Annotated in this window: 16 protein-coding genes; 1 reads left to right on the plus strand and 15 read right to left on the minus strand. The window is 56.7% G+C overall.

Translation table 11 applies throughout. The features are described 5' to 3' along the window. Positions 1-191: 191 nt before the first annotated feature. The 15 genes from leuA to ACSYSS_RS07635 form a co-directional block, all read right to left on the minus strand. Complete coding sequence (leuA, locus tag ACSYSS_RS07565) at positions 192-2,171, minus strand: 2-isopropylmalate synthase (protein WP_491704275.1); 1,980 nt, start codon at positions 2,169-2,171, stop codon at positions 192-194. Between the two features lie 339 nt (positions 2,172-2,510). Then, the gene (locus ACSYSS_RS07570; protein ID WP_491703409.1) at positions 2,511-3,299 is read right to left on the minus strand and encodes a DUF5701 family protein; all 789 of its coding nucleotides are present in this window, start codon (positions 3,297-3,299) and stop codon (positions 2,511-2,513) included. A 30-nt stretch (positions 3,300-3,329) separates the two neighbouring features. Continuing rightward, the gene (locus tag ACSYSS_RS07575; RefSeq protein ID WP_491703410.1) at positions 3,330-4,400 is read right to left on the minus strand and encodes an aspartate-semialdehyde dehydrogenase; all 1,071 of its coding nucleotides are present in this window, start codon (positions 4,398-4,400) and stop codon (positions 3,330-3,332) included. A gap of 493 nt (positions 4,401-4,893) precedes the next feature. Then, complete coding sequence (locus tag ACSYSS_RS07580) at positions 4,894-5,484, minus strand: ACT domain-containing protein (RefSeq protein ID WP_491703411.1); 591 nt, start codon at positions 5,482-5,484, stop codon at positions 4,894-4,896. Positions 5,485-5,688: 204 nt separating this feature from the next. Continuing rightward, the gene (locus ACSYSS_RS07585) at positions 5,689-6,453 is read right to left on the minus strand and encodes an aspartate kinase (RefSeq protein ID WP_491703412.1); all 765 of its coding nucleotides are present in this window, start codon (positions 6,451-6,453) and stop codon (positions 5,689-5,691) included. Between the two features lie 163 nt (positions 6,454-6,616). Then, positions 6,617-7,219 (minus strand): recombination mediator RecR, encoded by a 603-nt coding sequence (recR, locus tag ACSYSS_RS07590; RefSeq protein WP_491703413.1) that lies wholly within the window; start codon positions 7,217-7,219, stop codon positions 6,617-6,619. A 121-nt stretch (positions 7,220-7,340) separates the two neighbouring features. Next, on the minus strand, positions 7,341-10,136 hold the full coding sequence (locus ACSYSS_RS07595) for a DNA polymerase III subunit gamma and tau (RefSeq protein ID WP_491703414.1): 2,796 nt from the start codon (positions 10,134-10,136) through the stop codon (positions 7,341-7,343). Positions 10,137-10,190: 54 nt separating this feature from the next. Continuing rightward, entirely contained in the window at positions 10,191-10,685 is a 495-nt protein-coding gene (locus tag ACSYSS_RS07600; protein WP_491703415.1) for an Rv3654c family TadE-like protein, read from the minus strand. Continuing rightward, positions 10,682-11,086: a TadE/TadG family type IV pilus assembly protein gene (locus ACSYSS_RS07605; protein ID WP_491703416.1), complete on the minus strand. Its 405-nt coding sequence runs from the start codon at positions 11,084-11,086 to the stop codon at positions 10,682-10,684. The genes ACSYSS_RS07600 and ACSYSS_RS07605 overlap by 4 nt, the downstream gene beginning before the upstream one ends. 39 nt (positions 11,087-11,125) lie before the next feature. Further along, entirely contained in the window at positions 11,126-11,566 is a 441-nt protein-coding gene (locus ACSYSS_RS07610; RefSeq protein WP_491703417.1) for a DUF4244 domain-containing protein, read from the minus strand. Between the two features lie 115 nt (positions 11,567-11,681). Next, complete coding sequence (locus tag ACSYSS_RS07615) at positions 11,682-12,296, minus strand: hypothetical protein (RefSeq protein ID WP_491703418.1); 615 nt, start codon at positions 12,294-12,296, stop codon at positions 11,682-11,684. A 226-nt stretch (positions 12,297-12,522) separates the two neighbouring features. Continuing rightward, complete coding sequence (locus ACSYSS_RS07620; protein ID WP_491703419.1) at positions 12,523-13,224, minus strand: type II secretion system F family protein; 702 nt, start codon at positions 13,222-13,224, stop codon at positions 12,523-12,525. Between the two features lie 90 nt (positions 13,225-13,314). Then, on the minus strand, positions 13,315-14,304 hold the full coding sequence (locus ACSYSS_RS07625; RefSeq protein WP_491704276.1) for a TadA family conjugal transfer-associated ATPase: 990 nt from the start codon (positions 14,302-14,304) through the stop codon (positions 13,315-13,317). After that, the gene (locus tag ACSYSS_RS07630) at positions 14,301-15,209 is read right to left on the minus strand and encodes a CpaE-like family protein (protein WP_491703420.1); all 909 of its coding nucleotides are present in this window, start codon (positions 15,207-15,209) and stop codon (positions 14,301-14,303) included. The genes ACSYSS_RS07625 and ACSYSS_RS07630 overlap by 4 nt, the downstream gene beginning before the upstream one ends. A gap of 224 nt (positions 15,210-15,433) precedes the next feature. Next, positions 15,434-15,835: a DUF3073 domain-containing protein gene (locus ACSYSS_RS07635; RefSeq protein WP_491703421.1), complete on the minus strand. Its 402-nt coding sequence runs from the start codon at positions 15,833-15,835 to the stop codon at positions 15,434-15,436. Between the two features lie 168 nt (positions 15,836-16,003). Between ACSYSS_RS07635 and trpS the strand changes: the two genes are divergently transcribed. Further along, positions 16,004-17,134 (plus strand): tryptophan--tRNA ligase, encoded by a 1,131-nt coding sequence (gene trpS / locus ACSYSS_RS07640; RefSeq protein WP_491703422.1) that lies wholly within the window; start codon positions 16,004-16,006, stop codon positions 17,132-17,134. Positions 17,135-17,310: the final 176 nt, after the last annotated feature.

Below are 17,310 nucleotides of genomic sequence, written 5' to 3' on the forward strand. Positions count from 1 at the left end.
AAACACTGTCCGTTCTGCCTGACTTTTAATTGGGAATGCCGGGAGACTGAAAAATCAGAACCGCTGCAATTCCAGTGTTCTTGATTTCAGCCTCGCTGTGCCGCCAATGAGCCCCCTACGTAACGAAATCACGGCTGTTGAACGCAGATTTTGCCGTCACATGCTTCAACGATCGGAACATGCCACATACTTTAGCGCTCAGAGCGGTTGATGGCTGAGATGACCGCCTTGAGCGAACTGGTGGTGATGGACGAATCGATGCCCACTCCCCAGATGGTACGGCCACTTGCCTCTCCGCCCACACGACACTCCACGTATGATGCCGCGAGCGCATCCGTGCCGGCGGTCATGGCGTGTTCTGCATAATCGAGCACGCGAACTGTGAAACCGATGGAGTCCAGCGCGTTGAGGAACGCGTCCAGCGGGCCGTTACCGGTGCCCGAAACCTTGCGCTCCAGAGGCTCAGCAGCACTGCCCTGAGTTTGCACTCCGGTTCCAGCGTTTCCACCTTCAGCGACGCCATCACCTAGGTCACCTACTCGTTCGCCGTAGTCCAGCAGCGTGGCTTCAAGCTTGGTGTCGGAACCGTCCTCGCCGGATGCAGTGGAGACATGAAGCAACTTCAGGCGCCCCCATTGCATCAAATGTTCGTCACCCTTGTCGCCAAGAGCGGTGCTGGTAGAAGAAGCCAGAGCGCCACCGGCCTCCACGGGCAGGTACTCATCCTTGAAGAGACGCCAGATCTCTTCGTCCTTGACTTCCTTATCATTCGTATCGGCGTAGTTCTGCACCACCTTCTCGAACTCCACCTGAAGGCGCTTGGGCAGGTCGAGGTTGTGGTTGGTCTTGAGCAGGTAGGCCATGCCGCCCTTGCCGGACTGCGAGTTGACGCGAATGATGGCCTCGTAGCTGCGGCCGATGTCTTTGGGGTCGACGGGCAGGTAGGGCACCAGCCAGATGAAGTCATCGAGGTTGGCACCGGCACGGTCGGCGGCCACCTGACGGGCCTCCAGACCTTTCTTGATGGCGTCCTGATGCGAGCCGGAGAAGGCGGTAAACACAAAGTCACCCACGTACGGGTGCCGCTCGTCCACCTTGATCTGGTTGCAGTACTCCACCGTCCTGCGAATCTCGGGCACGTTCGAATAGTCGATCTGCGGGTCCACACCTTGGGTGAGCAGGTTGAGACCGATGGTGAGGATGTCGACGTTGCCGGTGCGTTCCCCATTGCCCAGAAGGCAGCCCTCGATGCGGTCGGCACCGGCGAGGATGCCCAGTTCGGCGGCGGCCACACTCATGCCCTCGTCGTTGTGCGGGTGGAGCGAAAGCACGATGGAATCGCGGTCCTTCAGATTGTTGGAGACGTACTCCACTTCGTCGGCAAAGACGTTCGGCGTGGTCATCTCCACGGTGGCCGGCAGGTTGATCACCATCTTGTGGTCCGGCGTGGGCTTGATGACGTCGATGACGGCGTTGCACACCTCCACGGCGTAGTCAGGCTCAGTGCCGGTGAAGGATTCGGGCGAATACTCATAGTAGATGTCGGTGCCGCCGGCGTCGGCCTCCAGCTCGCGGCAGAGCTTGGCCGCATCCGTGGCGAGCGCCTTGATGCCCTCCTTGTCCTTGCGGAACACCACCTCGCGCTGCAGCATGGAAACGGAATTGTAGAAGTGTACGATGGCGCGCTTGGCTCCACGCAGGCACTCGTAGGTCTTGCGGATCAGGTGCTCGCGGGCCTGGGTCAAAACTACGATGGTCACGTCGTCGGGGATGAGCTCGCGCTCAATCAGTATCCGCACGAAATTGTAATCCGTGTCGGAAGCTGACGGGAAGCCGACCTCCACCTCCTTGAAGCCCATCTTCATAAGCATGTTCCAGAAGCGCAGCTTGCGCTCGTTGTCCATCGGGTTGACGAGAGCCTGGTTGCCGTCGCGCAGATCCACGGAGCACCAGCGGGGAGCACGGCGGATGCGCTTGGATGGCCAGGTGCGCTCAGGATAGTCGAATGGCACCTGCTTGTCGTAGGCGGCATACTTGGAATACGGCATCTTGCTGGGCTTTTGCGGGCCGCCGATGAATCTTGCGGGAGGCAGCAGCAGATCGTTGTTCCCTCCATTGGACTGTGCGGCAACCGCCGCAAGATCGAATACGGACACCTGGCTTGCACTCATAGTGCTATGCGTACTTTCGCCGGCCGGATCGTTGAATTGACCTTGACCCATCGCTCCTCCTTCTTGTTTTTGGTGTCACCCGTTGCGTTGTGGCAAAGCGACAAATTGGATACAGACAATAGGTCACGATACTCCGAACCAAGTTTCCCTGTGCCTAGGGTCTCAGATACTGCAGGTCATTGTTACACCCACAGCCGTTACCCACCGCCACCCTGCCGCTGGTGCCAACTGGCAGTGAGTGCGGAAGAGGACGTGCGGCGCAAAATAACAGATTTCACCGTAAAATGTTATTTTGAGACGCGGCTCAGGCATCATTGCCCCACTCTGGTGCGCAGCGCCTCACGCGAACAGCGAGACACCTCGGCGGGCCAAGCAGTAAGCGTTGCCAAGCCAAGTGTGGCGGGAGGTGGGCCAGACCGAGCCCAAGCGGGGAGAATTCTGGCTCATCCAAATGCTTGGGTAACGGCCATCGGAGCTACGCGAGCCAAGCAGATTGAAACCGTTCTTGACTACCAGCCAGTCAGGGTGCTGGGTGGCGACGGCAAGCCCCTCCTCGAGGGTCAGGGGCGAGCGTTCATCGGAATCGATGAGTTTACGAGCCACGTCGGGCTCGCGATTGACATAGCAAGTGCCGGTATGAGGAGCGATGACCAGGTAGAACGGGCCTTCAGGTGGGTTGAACCCGGGCTGCTGGAGAAAACTGACAACGTCACGCGGGGGCATGGTCGTGAAGCCTGCCATGCGGTTGATGCTGGTGCGGGCAATCAGCGATGCCGGGGCCACCAACTCACGGGTCGGCACCAGAAGGATGTCCGTGGCCGGATCGCGATGATCGGGGTCCTGGAAGGGCGCCGAGACGCTCGACGCACTGGAGGCACCAGAGGTGTCGGATACAGCTAAACCGTTGGAACCGTTGGAATCAGGGGAAACCGCAGAATTAGAAGTTTCTTTGCCAGCGTCCTCCTTGCTCCACTGAGCTATCTCACTGTCGCTGCAACCTTCCAACGCGTGAATGAGCGGGCGCGCCAACGCACGGAATGCATCCGAGCTCATGTCAGCCACGTCGGGGTAGCCCAACGCCACAATACGGTCCAATTGCCTTTGAACTTCCACTGATGCCTTCGACATGGTTTCAGTATCTCACCACCGGCCAACCGCCTAAAGCCGATCGGCAAAATGCTTGCGGGCAATGATCTCCGCCAACTCTACGGCGTTCAGGGCCGCCCCTTTGCGCAGGTTGTCATTGGCCACGAAGAATGAGAGACCCTTGTTGCCGTCCACCGCCTGATCCTGGCGGATGCGGCCCACGTAGCTCGGGTCGCGGCCGGCCGCAAGCTGCGGGGTGGGGATGTCGTTGAGCTCGACGCCGGGGGCGCCCTCCAAGACCTCACGGGCCTGATCCGGCGTGACGTCACGCTCGAACTCGGCGTTCACGCTCATGCCGTGGGCTGTGAAGATGCCGACGCGCACGCAGGTGCAAGAGGCTTTGAGGTTTGGCAGATGCAGAATCTTGCGACTTTCATTGCGCAGCTTCTGCTCCTCATCAGTCTCCTCGGAGCCGTCCGGGGCGAGCGCACCGATGAACGGCACCACGTTGAACGCGATGGTGCGCACCACTTTCGTGGGCTCGGGAAAGTCAATGGCGCTGCCGTCGAAGACCAGCTTGTCGGCACCCTGATCGATGGCCACCTTTGCTTCATTCATCAACTGCTCCACGCCAGCTCTGCCAGCACCGGAGACCGCCTGGTAAGAACTCACGATGAGGCGCTTCAGTCCGAATGCATCGGAAAGCGCCTTGAGCGGCGGGATGCAAGCCATAGTGGTGCAGTTGGGGTTGGCCACAATGCGCTTGGGAATCTCGTCCAAGTCCTCGGGATTGGCCTCACTGACCACGAGCGGGACCTCAGGGTCCATGCGCCACTGCGAGGAGTTGTCGACCACATAGGCACCGGCCTGAGCAAACCTGGGCGCCCAGACCTTCGACGTACCACCGCCGGCGGAGAAGATGGCGATGTCGATGCCCGTCAGATCGGCCTTCGCCACGTCCTCCACGGTGATCTTGTGGCCGCGCCATTCAAGAACCGTCCCGGCGGAATGCGCGGAGGCCATGAACCGCAGGTCACACACCGGGAAATCACGCTCGTCGAGCACGCGGCGCATCACCATGCCCACTTGGCCGGTGGCCCCTAAAACAGCCACGTTGATACCTTGCTCATTGATTCGAACCATACGAGCCTCCGCTCATTACCGCCGTTCGGCGCATCTCCAGGAATCCTCCGGCTCACAGCTGGCGGACGGCGAAACGTACATTATGGTTATAGCGTATCGCAACTCATTCATAAACCGCTGAGCCGAGGTTGGTACGCGGACACCAAGGCTACATTCATTGACCATGCCGGCCAAGCTGACCACCGCTTGACTGGATTGTACCCACTGACGACTCGGCTGCTGCTAAGCGTGTACAATCCAGTCACGAAACATACAATCCACGACCGAAACGTACCCAGAGTCATCATAAACTCCACTACCGGGTACAGTTCGGACACGAGTTGTCGCATACGACCGAAACATACACAGTTGCACAACAATCAGCCTGAAACGGGTACAATCCAGTCACGGAACACACTATCCGCGACAAATATGTACCCAGTTATCATGTAACAGTTGCTGGCGAGTACGATTCAGACACTCGGCAGCTCTCGCCGGTCACCGCCTCAGCGCCTCACCGGCCCGTACCGCCGTAGACCACAGCCTCCACCTGCGCGGCATCGAGACCGTAGGCAGTATGCAGGGCGCGAACGGCATCATCAAGTTGGTCGATAGGCACCAGAGCCGCAATGCGAATCTCCGAAGTGGAAATCATGAGCACGTTGATCTTCTTCTCGCTCAACGCAGTGAAGAACTTCGCCGCCAAGCCGGAATGCGTCTTCAGGCCCACACCCACAACCGCCACCTTGCCCACCTCGCTATCGATGTCGGCAGAGCGATAGCCAAGCTCCTTTTGAGCCTTGTCAAGCGTGGCACGAACGGAACTCAACGAAGTGGATGGAACCGTAAAGGAGATGTCGGCGGTGCCGGTGGACGCCCCCGCCTGCACGATCATGTCAACGTTGATGCCGGCTTTGGCGAGCTGTTCAAAGACACGAGCCGCCATGCCGGGCTCGTTGCGAACACCGCGGACAGTGATGAGCGACTCACTGCGATCGTGCGCCACGCCGGAAATCACAGGCGCCTCGGGGCCAAGGTCGGGAAAAAGATCGCCCATGGACTCATTGCCTGCGCTGTCGCTGGCATCACTGGCGTTGCTGATCATATTCGCTCTCCTCTTGCTATGAGCTGTATTATGAACCACTTTGTGAACTGCATCAGCATAACATGGTTCGTAATTCAGTTTTCCGTAATTGAATTTTTCGTAATTATCTGTAGCGTTTCATGGCACCAGCCACTGCCTCTGGCTGTTCGCCGCCGCACATGATCGTTCGCAACCATTCGTACAACTTCGAAGCCCACAATGCAGCTACTTCAGGTTGGGTAGTGAGCTTGGGCTTGTGCCTTCCGGGAGCACCAATGTGCCGGGCCGACTCGAGAACGAACTGCGCACATGCAGGGGCATATTGAAACGCTGGGCGTACTCCACGCACCGAAGCGCCAGAACTTTGGAGCCACAGGATGCCATTTCAAGGATGGCATCATAGGGCACCACGGGAATACGCCTGGCGGTGGGCACAATGCGGGGGTCGGCAGTGAATATGCCGTCCACGTCGGTGTAGATCTCACACACATCGGCGCCCAGTGCCACCGCGAGCGCAACGGCGGAGGTGTCGGAACCGCCGCGGCCGAGCGTGGTGTACTCGCCGTCGGCGTTGACACCTTGGAAACCGGCAACGATGGCGATGCACCCCTCATCGAGCACCTTGCGTACCCGCTTGGGCTTGACGGACTTGATATGGGCGGCGCCAAACTGGGCATCGGTCATGAAACCAGCCTGTGAGCCGGTGAAGGAATGGGCCCGCTCGCCGGCAGCATGAATGGCCATGGCAAGCAAACTCATGGAGATACGTTCGCCGGCGGTCATGAGCATGTCCATCTCACGGGCTGGAGGGTTGGAATCAATGCTGTGGGCCTGGTCGATGAGATCATCTGTGGTGTCTCCCATGGCCGATACCACCACAGCCACATCGTTGCCTTTGCGCTTGGTCTGTACAATGCGTCTGGCCACACGTTTGACGGACTCCACGTCGGCTACGGAGGAACCACCATATTTCTGTACAATAAGAGCCACAGAAACCCCTTGTCTTCTTCATGCAAGGCTCGTCGACCTTGCATCCCTATGCGTCCATAGTCTCACGCCCACTAAACAGTAGACTTCACTGTCAATGGTGCCATGTAAAAACGAAGAAGAGACTTATAATATACGTATATTATAGATTGTTGAGCTTCCTGCCTTAGACTTCCTGTCTGCCCGACAAAGCGCGGCCCAAGGTAACCTCATCGGCATACTCCAAGTCCCCGCCCACAGGAAGGCCACTCGCCAAACGGGTCACCTTGATTTCCAAAGGCGAGAGCAAACGACTGAGATAGGTCACCGTAGCCTCACCTTCGATGTTCGGGTCGAGAGCAAGGATGACCTCCTTGACCTCGTCCGTTTTGAGCCGGTCAAGCAACTTGGGAATAGCGAGATCGGAAGGGCCAACCCCCGCCATAGGGTTGATGGCACCACCGAGCACATGATACAGCCCGCGATATTCACGTGTCCGCTCGATGCTCATGACATCCTTCGGCTCCTCCACCACGCAAATCACCGAATGGTCACGCCTTGGATCCACACAGATGGGGCACGGACTCGTTTCACACACATTGCCGCAGATATCGCAAAACCGAACCTTCTCTTTGACCTCATGAATGGCATCGGCCAAGTCGGCTGCCTCTTCATCACTTGCCGAAAGAAGATAAAAAGCAATCCGCTGCGCACCTTTGGGACCAATGCCTGGCAAGCGAGCGAAGGCATCGATAAGTCTCTGGATCGCACCGTCATATGCCAATGACATGTCTGTTCCCTTTCCCTTAACGGAATCTATTGGATGCACCTATTAAACACTGAATGCCATTCAAAGTCACCAACCTGTGATTGGTGACCGTCATAAGTTCATGACTGTCATCAGTTCTCGATCACCATGAGTTTGCGGCATCATTCTGCATTTTAGACGTCGGTTTGGCGTTCTTAGGGTTCTTGGGATCGTCCGACGCGAACTCCTCCACCTTTTTCACCTCAAACATTCTGTTAAGATCATCCAAGCTCAAAGCGGCGTCGCTTCCCAACGAACGGTCACTGAGCGAGTAGTCGTCATCCTCCGGGGCAACTTGAGGCTGCGGCAGGCCTTGGGACTGTTGCACGCCCATAGCCTGATTCACCTGCTGTTGCAGGTCTACACCGGTGCCTGAATTCATAGGTGCAGCACGCCCATTGCGGGCATGGGCTCCGTACGGTTCAGCTGGAGCATCCACCTCAACGCCGCCGGCCGCGTTGGCAGAGGTTCCAGAAGAGCCCGGAACAACCGCGGCTTCCCGAATCGACTTGTTCTCAGCGGTCGGCATATCCCATGGATCGACACCATCGCTCACGTCGGGAACGGCTATCTGTTTTTTATGGGCCTTGCTCCGGCCAGGCACCTGAAGACCGGCAATGTGACCTTTGTCTGCGTCTGACCCATCAACACCCTCACCGTCTAAGGACTTCGTCGCCGCCCCAGTTGCCTTAGGAGCCTCACCTACAGCCTCATTTCCGGCTGAACTCGGAGTCTGGAACCAAGGGTCGAAATTGCCCTCATCAGCAACGTGTGGCGAATCATCGGAATTGCCGTTGTCTGACTCACTCGACTTTTTTTGCTCCTTAGGCTCAGAGCCTTGGTTGCCCCGGGTTGCAATGCCGGAAACCGTGGTAAGACCCGCTTTCGCCATGGCGATTTTCCGCTTGACCTGGGCCAATTCCCCCGGCTTCATGCGCTTGGTGGAGGTGACGTGCTCTCCATTCGCCGCAACCGCCGTAGGCGCAATCATCGTGCCGGGGCCGAAAACCACCTTGACCGTATCAAGCACTACAGAGGATGCCTTGCGCCCTTCGTTCTCAGCATCGGAAGCGATAGCTAGAGCAAAGGCATGCTGACTCAAAGCCGAGTCAAACGTCATGGAAAGACGGGAACGCCCCGCCGCGTTCGTGGACAAAGCAACAGTAGGCACTTTCTCACGCACCACATACTCGCTGACGCCTTCAGGAAGAACCTTGAGCACATCATCCCACTTTTCATCCACAGATGCAGTCGGGTCAATCTGGCCTAGCTTTCGGCGTACGGCCACCTCCATAGGCGAGGCTTGAACAGGCTCTGCTGCCGGTCGTTCCTGAGCGGTCTGTGGAGATTGCCCCATGGAAGTCCGCCGCGGTTGCGATTGTGGGCCCTGGCTCTGCTGCATTTCGTGACTTGATCGCGAGCCTGAACTTTGCAAGGCTCCAGACTGCGTAGAAGGTTCTGCAGGTTGTTGAGATGCAGGGTTTCCTGGGATTCCGCTGGTATGAGCCATGACGCTTTGGCCACCACTTCCCGCACCGTCCTTCGAGATGCCAACTGCCGTAGAACCGTTGGTCGGGCCAACATCGCGCCTGCCAATGAAGCCACCACGAGGATTGGACCCGCCGGACATGGCGCTGCTACCCCGCCCATCGCTGGCTATGTTATTGCGGCCGACGATTCCAGCACCAGCACCATTGGTGCCGCGCTCGGTCCTACCCACACCAGTTGCCGATCCCGAAGCCGCGGTCGCAGTGGCCGCACTGACTGTCGGAAGCGCTACCGACACAAAACCGGATTGCCTTGCCGCCAAAAGACGCGCGGCCAACAGCTCAAGGCGCATGCGGGCAGATGTGGCCCCGACCATTTCCGCAAGTGCCGAATCGATGATTCCAGCCATAGACGTGAGCGCCGCAAGCCCCAGAGCCTTGGCTTGCCGTTGCAAATCCGCCATGTCGAGCGAAGCTGTCTCCTCATCAAGAGCCACAGCCGCCTGCTCCCCACCAAGGGTGAGCACCAGCAGATCTCGTACCCGAGCAAGCAAATCCTCTACGAATCTGCGAGGCTCGAATCCGCCTACCACCACCTTTTCGATCACGCCGTACAGGGCTTCTCCGTTGCCATCGATAACGGCATCGACAGCCTCACCAATCAACGCATCCGGCGTGAAGCCAAGCAGTGCGACTGCGGAATCGTAGGAGATCTCACCGTTGACCGACCCGACCATAAGCTGGTCGAGCACCGAAAGCGTGTCTCGCACAGAACCGCCGCCTGCCTTCATGGCAAGCCCCAGCACCCCCGGATCCGCCTCTATGTGCTCCTGCTCGCAGACCTGTTCAAGATAGGGGCCCATCACCTCTTCAGGCACTAGCCTGAAGGGATAATGATGCGTGCGCGAGCGGATTGTGCTGATCACCTTGTCGGGCTCGGTCGTCGCAAAAATGAACATAACGTGTTCCGGAGGTTCTTCGACAATCTTCAGCAACGCGTTGAAGCCCTGCTGCGTGACCATATGAGCCTCATCGAGGATGAATATCTTGTATCGATCCCGTGCCGGGGCGAAGGCGGCCCGCTCGCGTAGCTCCCGGGCATCATCAACACCGTTGTGGCTTGCGGCGTCAATCTCAACAACATCGATTGAACCGGGGCCGCCTGTGGCCAAGTCCTTGCAACTGGGACATTCGCCGCACGGATGAGACGTAGGCCCTTTCTTACAATTGATGCACCTCGCCAGTATCCGGGCCGAACTAGTCTTACCGCAACCTCGTGGACCAGAGAACAGATATGCATGAGTCAGCCTGCCGGTATCCAAGGCATGAGAGAGCGGCACTGTGACCTGATCCTGCCCAATGATTCCATCAAAAGTGTCCGGACGATACCGTCGATACAATGCGAGTGCCATATGTACTAACCTACCAACACCAAGCTATTTCCTTTACCTTTTCACTATCCACATTCAGTTGCATTCCTGCGGCCCTGCACGAGACTGTACGTGGACACGGGATACGAATGGCACACGTGTGGCGACACTTGCGCCTACAGTGACGTCTTCCTGATCTACGGTGCAGGACTCCTGCTTGGCATTGTTCGCCGTCACCTCAACGCTCGACCGCAGGCAGACGTTGCTTTTCCCTGCACGCAAGGCACTCGCCGCGGCGAGAGCCCCCTGGTCTGCCGCCGTGTGCGCCCGCGCAATGGAAAGCATGACATTGGCCCCGGCAGCAATGACCAACAAAAGCATGGCTGCGACGACTATGATGGCAGCTCCTGCAACCGTACCTGATCCGATATCGCTGCGAGATAAACGCTTACCACACACGCCCTTGCATCTGACCAACGTAGCGCCTTTTTTGCCATGGGCGCTCTTGAACGCAGCGCACTCCGGCTCAGATTCACCATTATCGTCAGCTCCAGCAGTACATTCGTTAGCACTATCTTCCTGATGCCTCATTGTTCCTCACCCACCGCTTTGCCGTGCACGGTTTTAGGAAGCACATGCAACGGGTCTGAAACAATCGGGCAACTGACCACAACCTCGACCTGGCCGACTCCACGTCTAATCGATACATCGGCATCCATTCCAGCCCCTTTGCGGGCAACAGATTTCGCTTTGAAATCATTGTTTGAGATAACCGCAATACGCGCTGCGGCGGAAGCGGCATCCTGACAATTCATGGAGACGATGGATGCACGAGACAACAATAGAATCAGTACAGCCATAATCATTATGGCAGGCAGCACCACTGCAAATTCGGCAGTGATCGCTCCCTCATCTCTTGACTGGATTCGACGCCCCCAACGGTGCCATACATCATGACCGTTGCACTCGCTTTCGCTCCACTTATGCCTCATACCGCTCCTTTCGCCGCCATAACATCACCGTGAAAGACGTCAGGCCATTCCCAGTGCCTTTTTTACGATGTCCATCAGCAGATTTTTCACCGTGCCTGATTTGAGCACACCAATGAGAACCGCACCAAACCCTGTTGCAGCCACAAGAACAACGGCATATTCAGCTGTGGCCGCCCCTTCATCAACCTGATTGGGGAACGTACGCATCTTCATATCGAGCATGCACGCCTCTCTTTGTATACAGTCGACGGCACGAGACAGCCGACTTCTTTGTGTGTTCAGCATGCCGTCACGACCCACCACAACATCATTTCCTTGAGCACTCATCATTTCCTCCAATACTGTGTTTGATTTCGCAACTGATTGTTGCGATGTATCCAGTCTGAACGAAACGGCACTGATTATGAAACCTCCCATAACACTGTGGCTAAAGGCATGCGGTTGTGCACTGCCTAAGAGTGTCGCAATTGAATTGTCCACATTACAGCAGCACATCTGAATGGCACTGTCTTGGAATGCGGTTTTGTAGCAAGATTCGTGACGGACATTTCATATCAACACCGAATTGCGAACCTTGCAACACCAGTACCTTGAATTATGCAATAAAAGATGCAACAGCCGGAATCACGCCAATAAGCATGAATGCAGGCAAGAAACACAGACCTGTCGGCATGAGCACTTGCACCGACAACTGCGAGGCGATCTGCTCTATTTTCTGGCGCTGGCCTGCGTCAATCTGTTCAATGGCACTGTTCAAACGACCTACAGGCGAGGAACCATGCGTCCAGGAGTCCTCTAAAATGTTTTGGATCAGGGCAAGATCCCGCTGTTCACGACTGCGCGAATCACCGCCACGGTGCCGTCTCAATACCGTATGGACATCAGAATCGGGACCCTTCTGAACCGCATCCGCCCAAGCATCCCGCCACGAGTAGCCCTGTAGCAGTCCAGATGCACTCTGCCGCAAACCAAGCGCAAGCGGGCCCGAAAGAATGAGGCCCACGGATTGCAAGGCATGCGGAATGGAAGCACCAGACTGCACAGCCACTTCAATCATCATCAATATCAGACCCAATGATGGGCGCCCTGCCGGATTATCGTGGTACTGAGCGTCTGTGCCACGGTGACCATCGGAGCTTACACCTGCACCATCATATTTGCGACGACCGATTCCGAGCCGGCTGGAGGTGCCAGATTGTGAATTCAACATCAGAAAACAGCAGATTCCCGCACATACACCTGCACAAAATTCAGACAACATCGGACCATCCATAGCATCTCCCTGCAACTTGACCGTAACAATGTTCATTACGCATTTACATCACACTGAAGTCGCTGTCTTGCGCCGCTCACCATGCCACGGCATTGACGAATCCTGCTTTGGCAACATCTATTGACCCCAACCGACTACGGCAAAGACGATCGCCGCTTGCTCCTCACGCACTCGCATCCACACGCTTCATCAGCACCCGGATCCACATCATTCCAACGAGGTATATCAACAATCCGAGAAGCAAACATATTCGACCCGGCACTGTTCCAAACAGAAACGAAAGGGAGCGAGCCCCGAGGAGTTCCGACACCACCAAGGTTGCGATGGGAAGCGCAGTCAGAAGCTTCACCGTTGACTTAGGCACCGACAGCGCGGCATCAATCTGATTGTCCAGCAACCGCATACGTCGATATGAATCAGACACGGCGTCGAGGCAACGGGATGCCTCACAGCCCAATGATTCACTGAGCCTACATGCCAAATCCAGTTCCATTGCCACCTGCATGATCTGCGCCTCGCTTTCATGCGGCTGAGCACACTGCTCCAGTATGGCATGCAATTGGCTGACACTGGGCAGCGAGGCCGTGGAACTGATCTGCAGACCTTTGCAATATTGTCCGAACGCCTCGGTCAACGCCCCTCCCGACAGTACATGAGCCTTGACCGAATCGATAAAATCCGACAATCCGGAAGGCTCAGCCTTGCCTGACAAGCCAACCTCACCGACCAGCCAATTCTGCCGTATTTTTTCATCGCTGCTCCCGTATCCGACGGACATCAGACGATCCGCAGTGGAAGCCGCAGCTGGCTTGCACAGAACGACAGCCACGAAGAGAGCCAGAGCAGATATGAGGACAAGATTCATTTTTCACCTTCTTTCCCATATTTCTCTTTTCCATATCCTTTCTTCGCTCAGTCGCAAGGCACAACACACGACTGCAAATGCCCTTTATCTCTATAACCAACGATTGGTAAATTCCTCCCATAACGGCCCAGGCACCGATTGGCCATAGCCGTTCCAAGTGGCGACCGCCTCACCCCTGAAGCCAGTACTCCCAAAGACCAGTCGACCGATTTGCGCTATGTACCGCCTGCCATTCAACCGCTCGATATGCAAAACCGCATCAAACGCGCCAGCCGCCAGCATGGTGAGAGCCTGCGGGCTCAGACCGGCAAGAAGCCCCAAGGAAACCAAGCGGGCTGGCACACTCGAGACCCCATCAGCGTGCAGTGTGACCATTCCGCCGTGATGCCCCGAATTGAATGCCCTGAGAAGGTCCGCAATCTCCTCTCCGCGGCATTCACCCAGAATAACCCGGTCAGGCCTCATCCTCAATGTTGCCTTCACCAACTCCGGAAGGCCTACCGACCCCTTCCCCTCTACGTTCGCCTCACGTGTGACCAACGAAACATAGTTTCCACGTTCAAGATTGCCGAGCTCACGGACTTCTTCGACGCTGATGATCCGCTCAGCCGGGTCGCATTGGGCCAGCAACGCCTTGAGCAATGTGGTCTTGCCAGCACCCGTTCCACCGGTGATGAGCATGGTGGCATGCCTAGAGACCAGAGAGCAGAGCAGTCCATACCAACTGGGAGGGAACAGCCCTTGCGCCGCCAAACCGGTCAAGCTTGGCGCTGTACGGCTGGGGAACCTGATGGAGATCGAAGCCCCTTGCGGCACCAACGGGGCGATGACGGCATGCACCCTGATGCCTTCCACGCTTGAGGCATCTGCTATGGGGCAGGCATCATCAAGCCTACGGCCAAGCTGCGCACAGAGCTGAGTGGCATATTCCCGCACTACAGCGGGAGAGCGAAAGGGAACCTTCGGCCTGTACTCATACATGCCTTCGCCACTATCCGCCCATACCCGCCCTTCGCAGGTGACGGCCACATCCGTGAGTTTCGGATTGTGCACCAACTCCTCCAAAGGTCCGAATATCATGACGATTCGCACCCTTTCAGCCAACTTTCCACCTTATCCGACAATGCCCGCATAGCGGGTCGAGCCGTTTTGGGAATGCCTCTGATGCCAAGCCCCTCAAGTAAATCACCGCACAAAGCAGCATCGGGCCGCACTGTTCCCAAGATTGTTCTGCCCAAATACAGCGACGCCTCTTGCTGGCTGACCACACCACGGCTGCGCGGAGCTCCACGAGGGAATGCGGCCACAACTTCGTCCACACTGACGTCATCATCAGCCGGACCGTCACGTTCCTTTTGCAACAGCATCTGAGATCGAATCATCCCTACAACGGACAGTTCGGTTAGAACCACACGCCTTGCCTTGGCCAGCCATGGCACATCGTCAAGGATCCTACCAAATGCAGCATCAATGATCACCACATCCGCAGCTCGGGCAAGTCCCTGAACCACAGCGAGAACCTCCCAAAGTTCAGGAACCTTACCATTCCAAGGATTGCAGGCTAGAACACCGATACCGTTCCACTGCGGCAGCTGACGACGAAGGGCCGATCCCGAAACCCTTCCGAGGGGGATGTCAATCGAACCGAATCTCAGTCCCTCGTCGTTTTCCAAACCTAAAAGTACGTCCAAACCGCCTTTTCCAAAGTCGGCATCAACCAAAACACAATCATGGCCCCGCTCATGCAACTCCAAAGACAGCATGGCAGACAAGGTACTTAGACCGACCCCGCCGCTGGCGCATTGCATGACCACCACATTGCGTGGAGGTTCATCGTAGGAGCCACCTCCTTGCTCCAATTGCTCACCATTACCTTGCTCCCAGCCTCGTTTGGACGAGCAGTTACGAGAACCCGGCGTCAAAATGGCACCCTCCGGCGGCAAAGGAACAGGCACGAGGGAACCGCGCTCAGTGCTTCGAGACAATCTCCTTCGAACCAATGGCTGCCGAGATAACAACACCTGCTGATAATCATTCATACAGACCATTGAAACCCGAAACCATCGAGGAATAGAACCTCAATGGGAAACTGTGGTCAAACGCTCACGGTTATCCACATTCAAAGCGTGTCTAACAAGCGTTATCGAGAACAGCCGGTGCTATTGAGCGAAGATGGTCGAAATCGCCATGCCCTGATGACTTGTTCAAATCACCGTACGGAAGGCTTACGCAATACGCTGGGAATCGGCATTGGAAATGGCTTGTGAGGGGCCTGCTTTGGGGAGAAGGGACCGGAAGCCTTCTGAGTCGACTTAGCCGCCGCCTCAGCCGCCCACTTCGCGTATTCGTCTAAATCTTCCTGGCTCTGGCCATCTGGCTCCTGTGAATCCTCGTCATCTTCAACAAACGATTTCACCGAGCCATCATCGGTTTCAGAAACCCCTGCAAACTCACGACCCTCGTCTGACCTATCAGACGAATCCTCCGAGCCGGCATCCGCCTGCCGCGCATTCAACTCTTTGGCGAGCTCGTCATAATCGGTATCGGTTGTCAGATACTTCAACTTCCGGGCTATTTTCTTTTGCTTAGCCTTCTGACGTCCGCGGCCCATTTGACCCCCTGCATAATCCTATTGGTAACAATTCATCATTACGTAGAATACCACTTGCCATGCTCAGACTTATCCATTTTCTCCCTTCTTTCATTGTCGGCTCAGACTTTTAGCATGAAATCATCTATTTATAACTGTTTCTTGACTTCAGAATTGATAAGGAATGCTATGGCCGACGCAACAGACGCAGGTAACAAAATCAATGGCGAGGTGGATGCCGCCAAATATACAGCTGCCGGAAACGAGATGAGCGCCAGCTTCCTTGCGGCAAAGAAACGTTCCGACCAAACCGAAGCCGAGTTGGAGGCCGACCCCGGCAAATTCACCATGCTCACCGGCGACCGCCCCACCGGAAGACTGCATCTGGGCCATTATTTCGGCTCGATTCGCTCCCGCGTCGAGATGCAGAACAAAGGCGTGCATACCAACATCGTCATCGCTGACTACCAGGTGATCACCGACCGCGACACCACCGACCACATCGGCGAGAATGTGCTGAACATGGTGCTTGACTACATGGCCGCCGGCATCGACCCGGAGAAGACCATGATTTTCACGCACTCTGCCATTCCTGCGGAAAATCAACTCATGCTGCCGTTCCTTTCACTCGTCACCGAGGCGGAACTCGAACGCAACCCCACCGTCAAGTCCGAAAAAGAGGCCTCAGGCCACGCGCTCACGGGTCTGCTGCTCACCTACCCAGTGCATCAGGCGTGCGACATCCTCTTCTGCAGGGCCAACGTGGTGCCGATCGGCAAGGACAACCTGCCACACGTCGAAATCACACGCACCATTGCGCGACGGTTCAACGAACGGTATGCGGCGAAGAACCCTGTGTTTCCCGAGCCGGCCGCAATCCTCTCGGACGCGCCGGAGATTCCTGGCTTGGACGGACGCAAGATGAGCAAATCGTATGGCAACTCAATCATGCTCGGCGCCAGCGCGGAAGAGACCGCGAAACTCATCAAGAAGAGCCCCACGGATTCCGAGCGGCGCATCACATTCGACCCGGTGCGCCGCCCGCAGGTCTCGGCGTTGCTCACCACCGCAGGTCTGGTGACGGGCCGCGACCCTGCAGAGATTGCCGAGGAGATCGGCGATGCGGGCGCAGGCGCCTTGAAGCAGTATGTCATCAAGTCGGTGAACGACTTCCTGGCCCCGCATCGCGAACGCCGGGCAGAACTGGCGAAAGACATGGATTCCATCCATGACGTCATCCGCGACGGCAACAAACGTGCCAATGCCATAGCTGAGGAAACGCTCGCGCAAGTGCGTGATGCCATGGGCATGAAGTACTGAAGGCGCATTCCCTTTAACATATCGGCGTTATGTGCAGACACCCTCTGTTTTCGAGTAAAGCTTGGCCTACTGGCCTTGAGGGTTCGAAAACAGAGGGTGTTTGCACATAACTCCTCCAGAAAGGAGCTCAATGCTAGCGGATGAGACATCGGATTCGTTCAGTGGGCACTTTTTCT

This window comes from Bifidobacterium sp. ESL1118, assembly GCF_058505595.1.

Coding starts and splice junctions, on each gene's coding strand:
- leuA (WP_491704275.1), bottom strand. CDS start 2,171: ATGAGTGCAAGCCAGGTGTCCGTATTCGATCTTGCGGCGGTTGCCGCA.
- ACSYSS_RS07570 (WP_491703409.1), bottom strand. CDS start 3,299: ATGTCGAAGGCATCAGTGGAAGTTCAAAGGCAATTGGACCGTATTGTG.
- ACSYSS_RS07575 (WP_491703410.1), bottom strand. CDS start 4,400: ATGGTTCGAATCAATGAGCAAGGTATCAACGTGGCTGTTTTAGGGGCC.
- ACSYSS_RS07580 (WP_491703411.1), bottom strand. CDS start 5,484: ATGATCAGCAACGCCAGTGATGCCAGCGACAGCGCAGGCAATGAGTCC.
- recR (WP_491703413.1), bottom strand. CDS start 7,219: ATGTCATTGGCATATGACGGTGCGATCCAGAGACTTATCGATGCCTTC.
- ACSYSS_RS07595 (WP_491703414.1), bottom strand. CDS start 10,136: ATGGCACTCGCATTGTATCGACGGTATCGTCCGGACACTTTTGATGGA.
- ACSYSS_RS07600 (WP_491703415.1), bottom strand. CDS start 10,685: ATGAGGCATCAGGAAGATAGTGCTAACGAATGTACTGCTGGAGCTGAC.
- ACSYSS_RS07605 (WP_491703416.1), bottom strand. CDS start 11,086: ATGAGGCATAAGTGGAGCGAAAGCGAGTGCAACGGTCATGATGTATGG.
- ACSYSS_RS07615 (WP_491703418.1), bottom strand. CDS start 12,296: ATGTTGAATTCACAATCTGGCACCTCCAGCCGGCTCGGAATCGGTCGT.
- ACSYSS_RS07620 (WP_491703419.1), bottom strand. CDS start 13,224: ATGAATCTTGTCCTCATATCTGCTCTGGCTCTCTTCGTGGCTGTCGTT.
- ACSYSS_RS07625 (WP_491704276.1), bottom strand. CDS start 14,304: ATGATATTCGGACCTTTGGAGGAGTTGGTGCACAATCCGAAACTCACG.
- ACSYSS_RS07635 (WP_491703421.1), bottom strand. CDS start 15,835: ATGGGCCGCGGACGTCAGAAGGCTAAGCAAAAGAAAATAGCCCGGAAG.
- trpS (WP_491703422.1), top strand. CDS start 16,004: ATGGCCGACGCAACAGACGCAGGTAACAAAATCAATGGCGAGGTGGAT.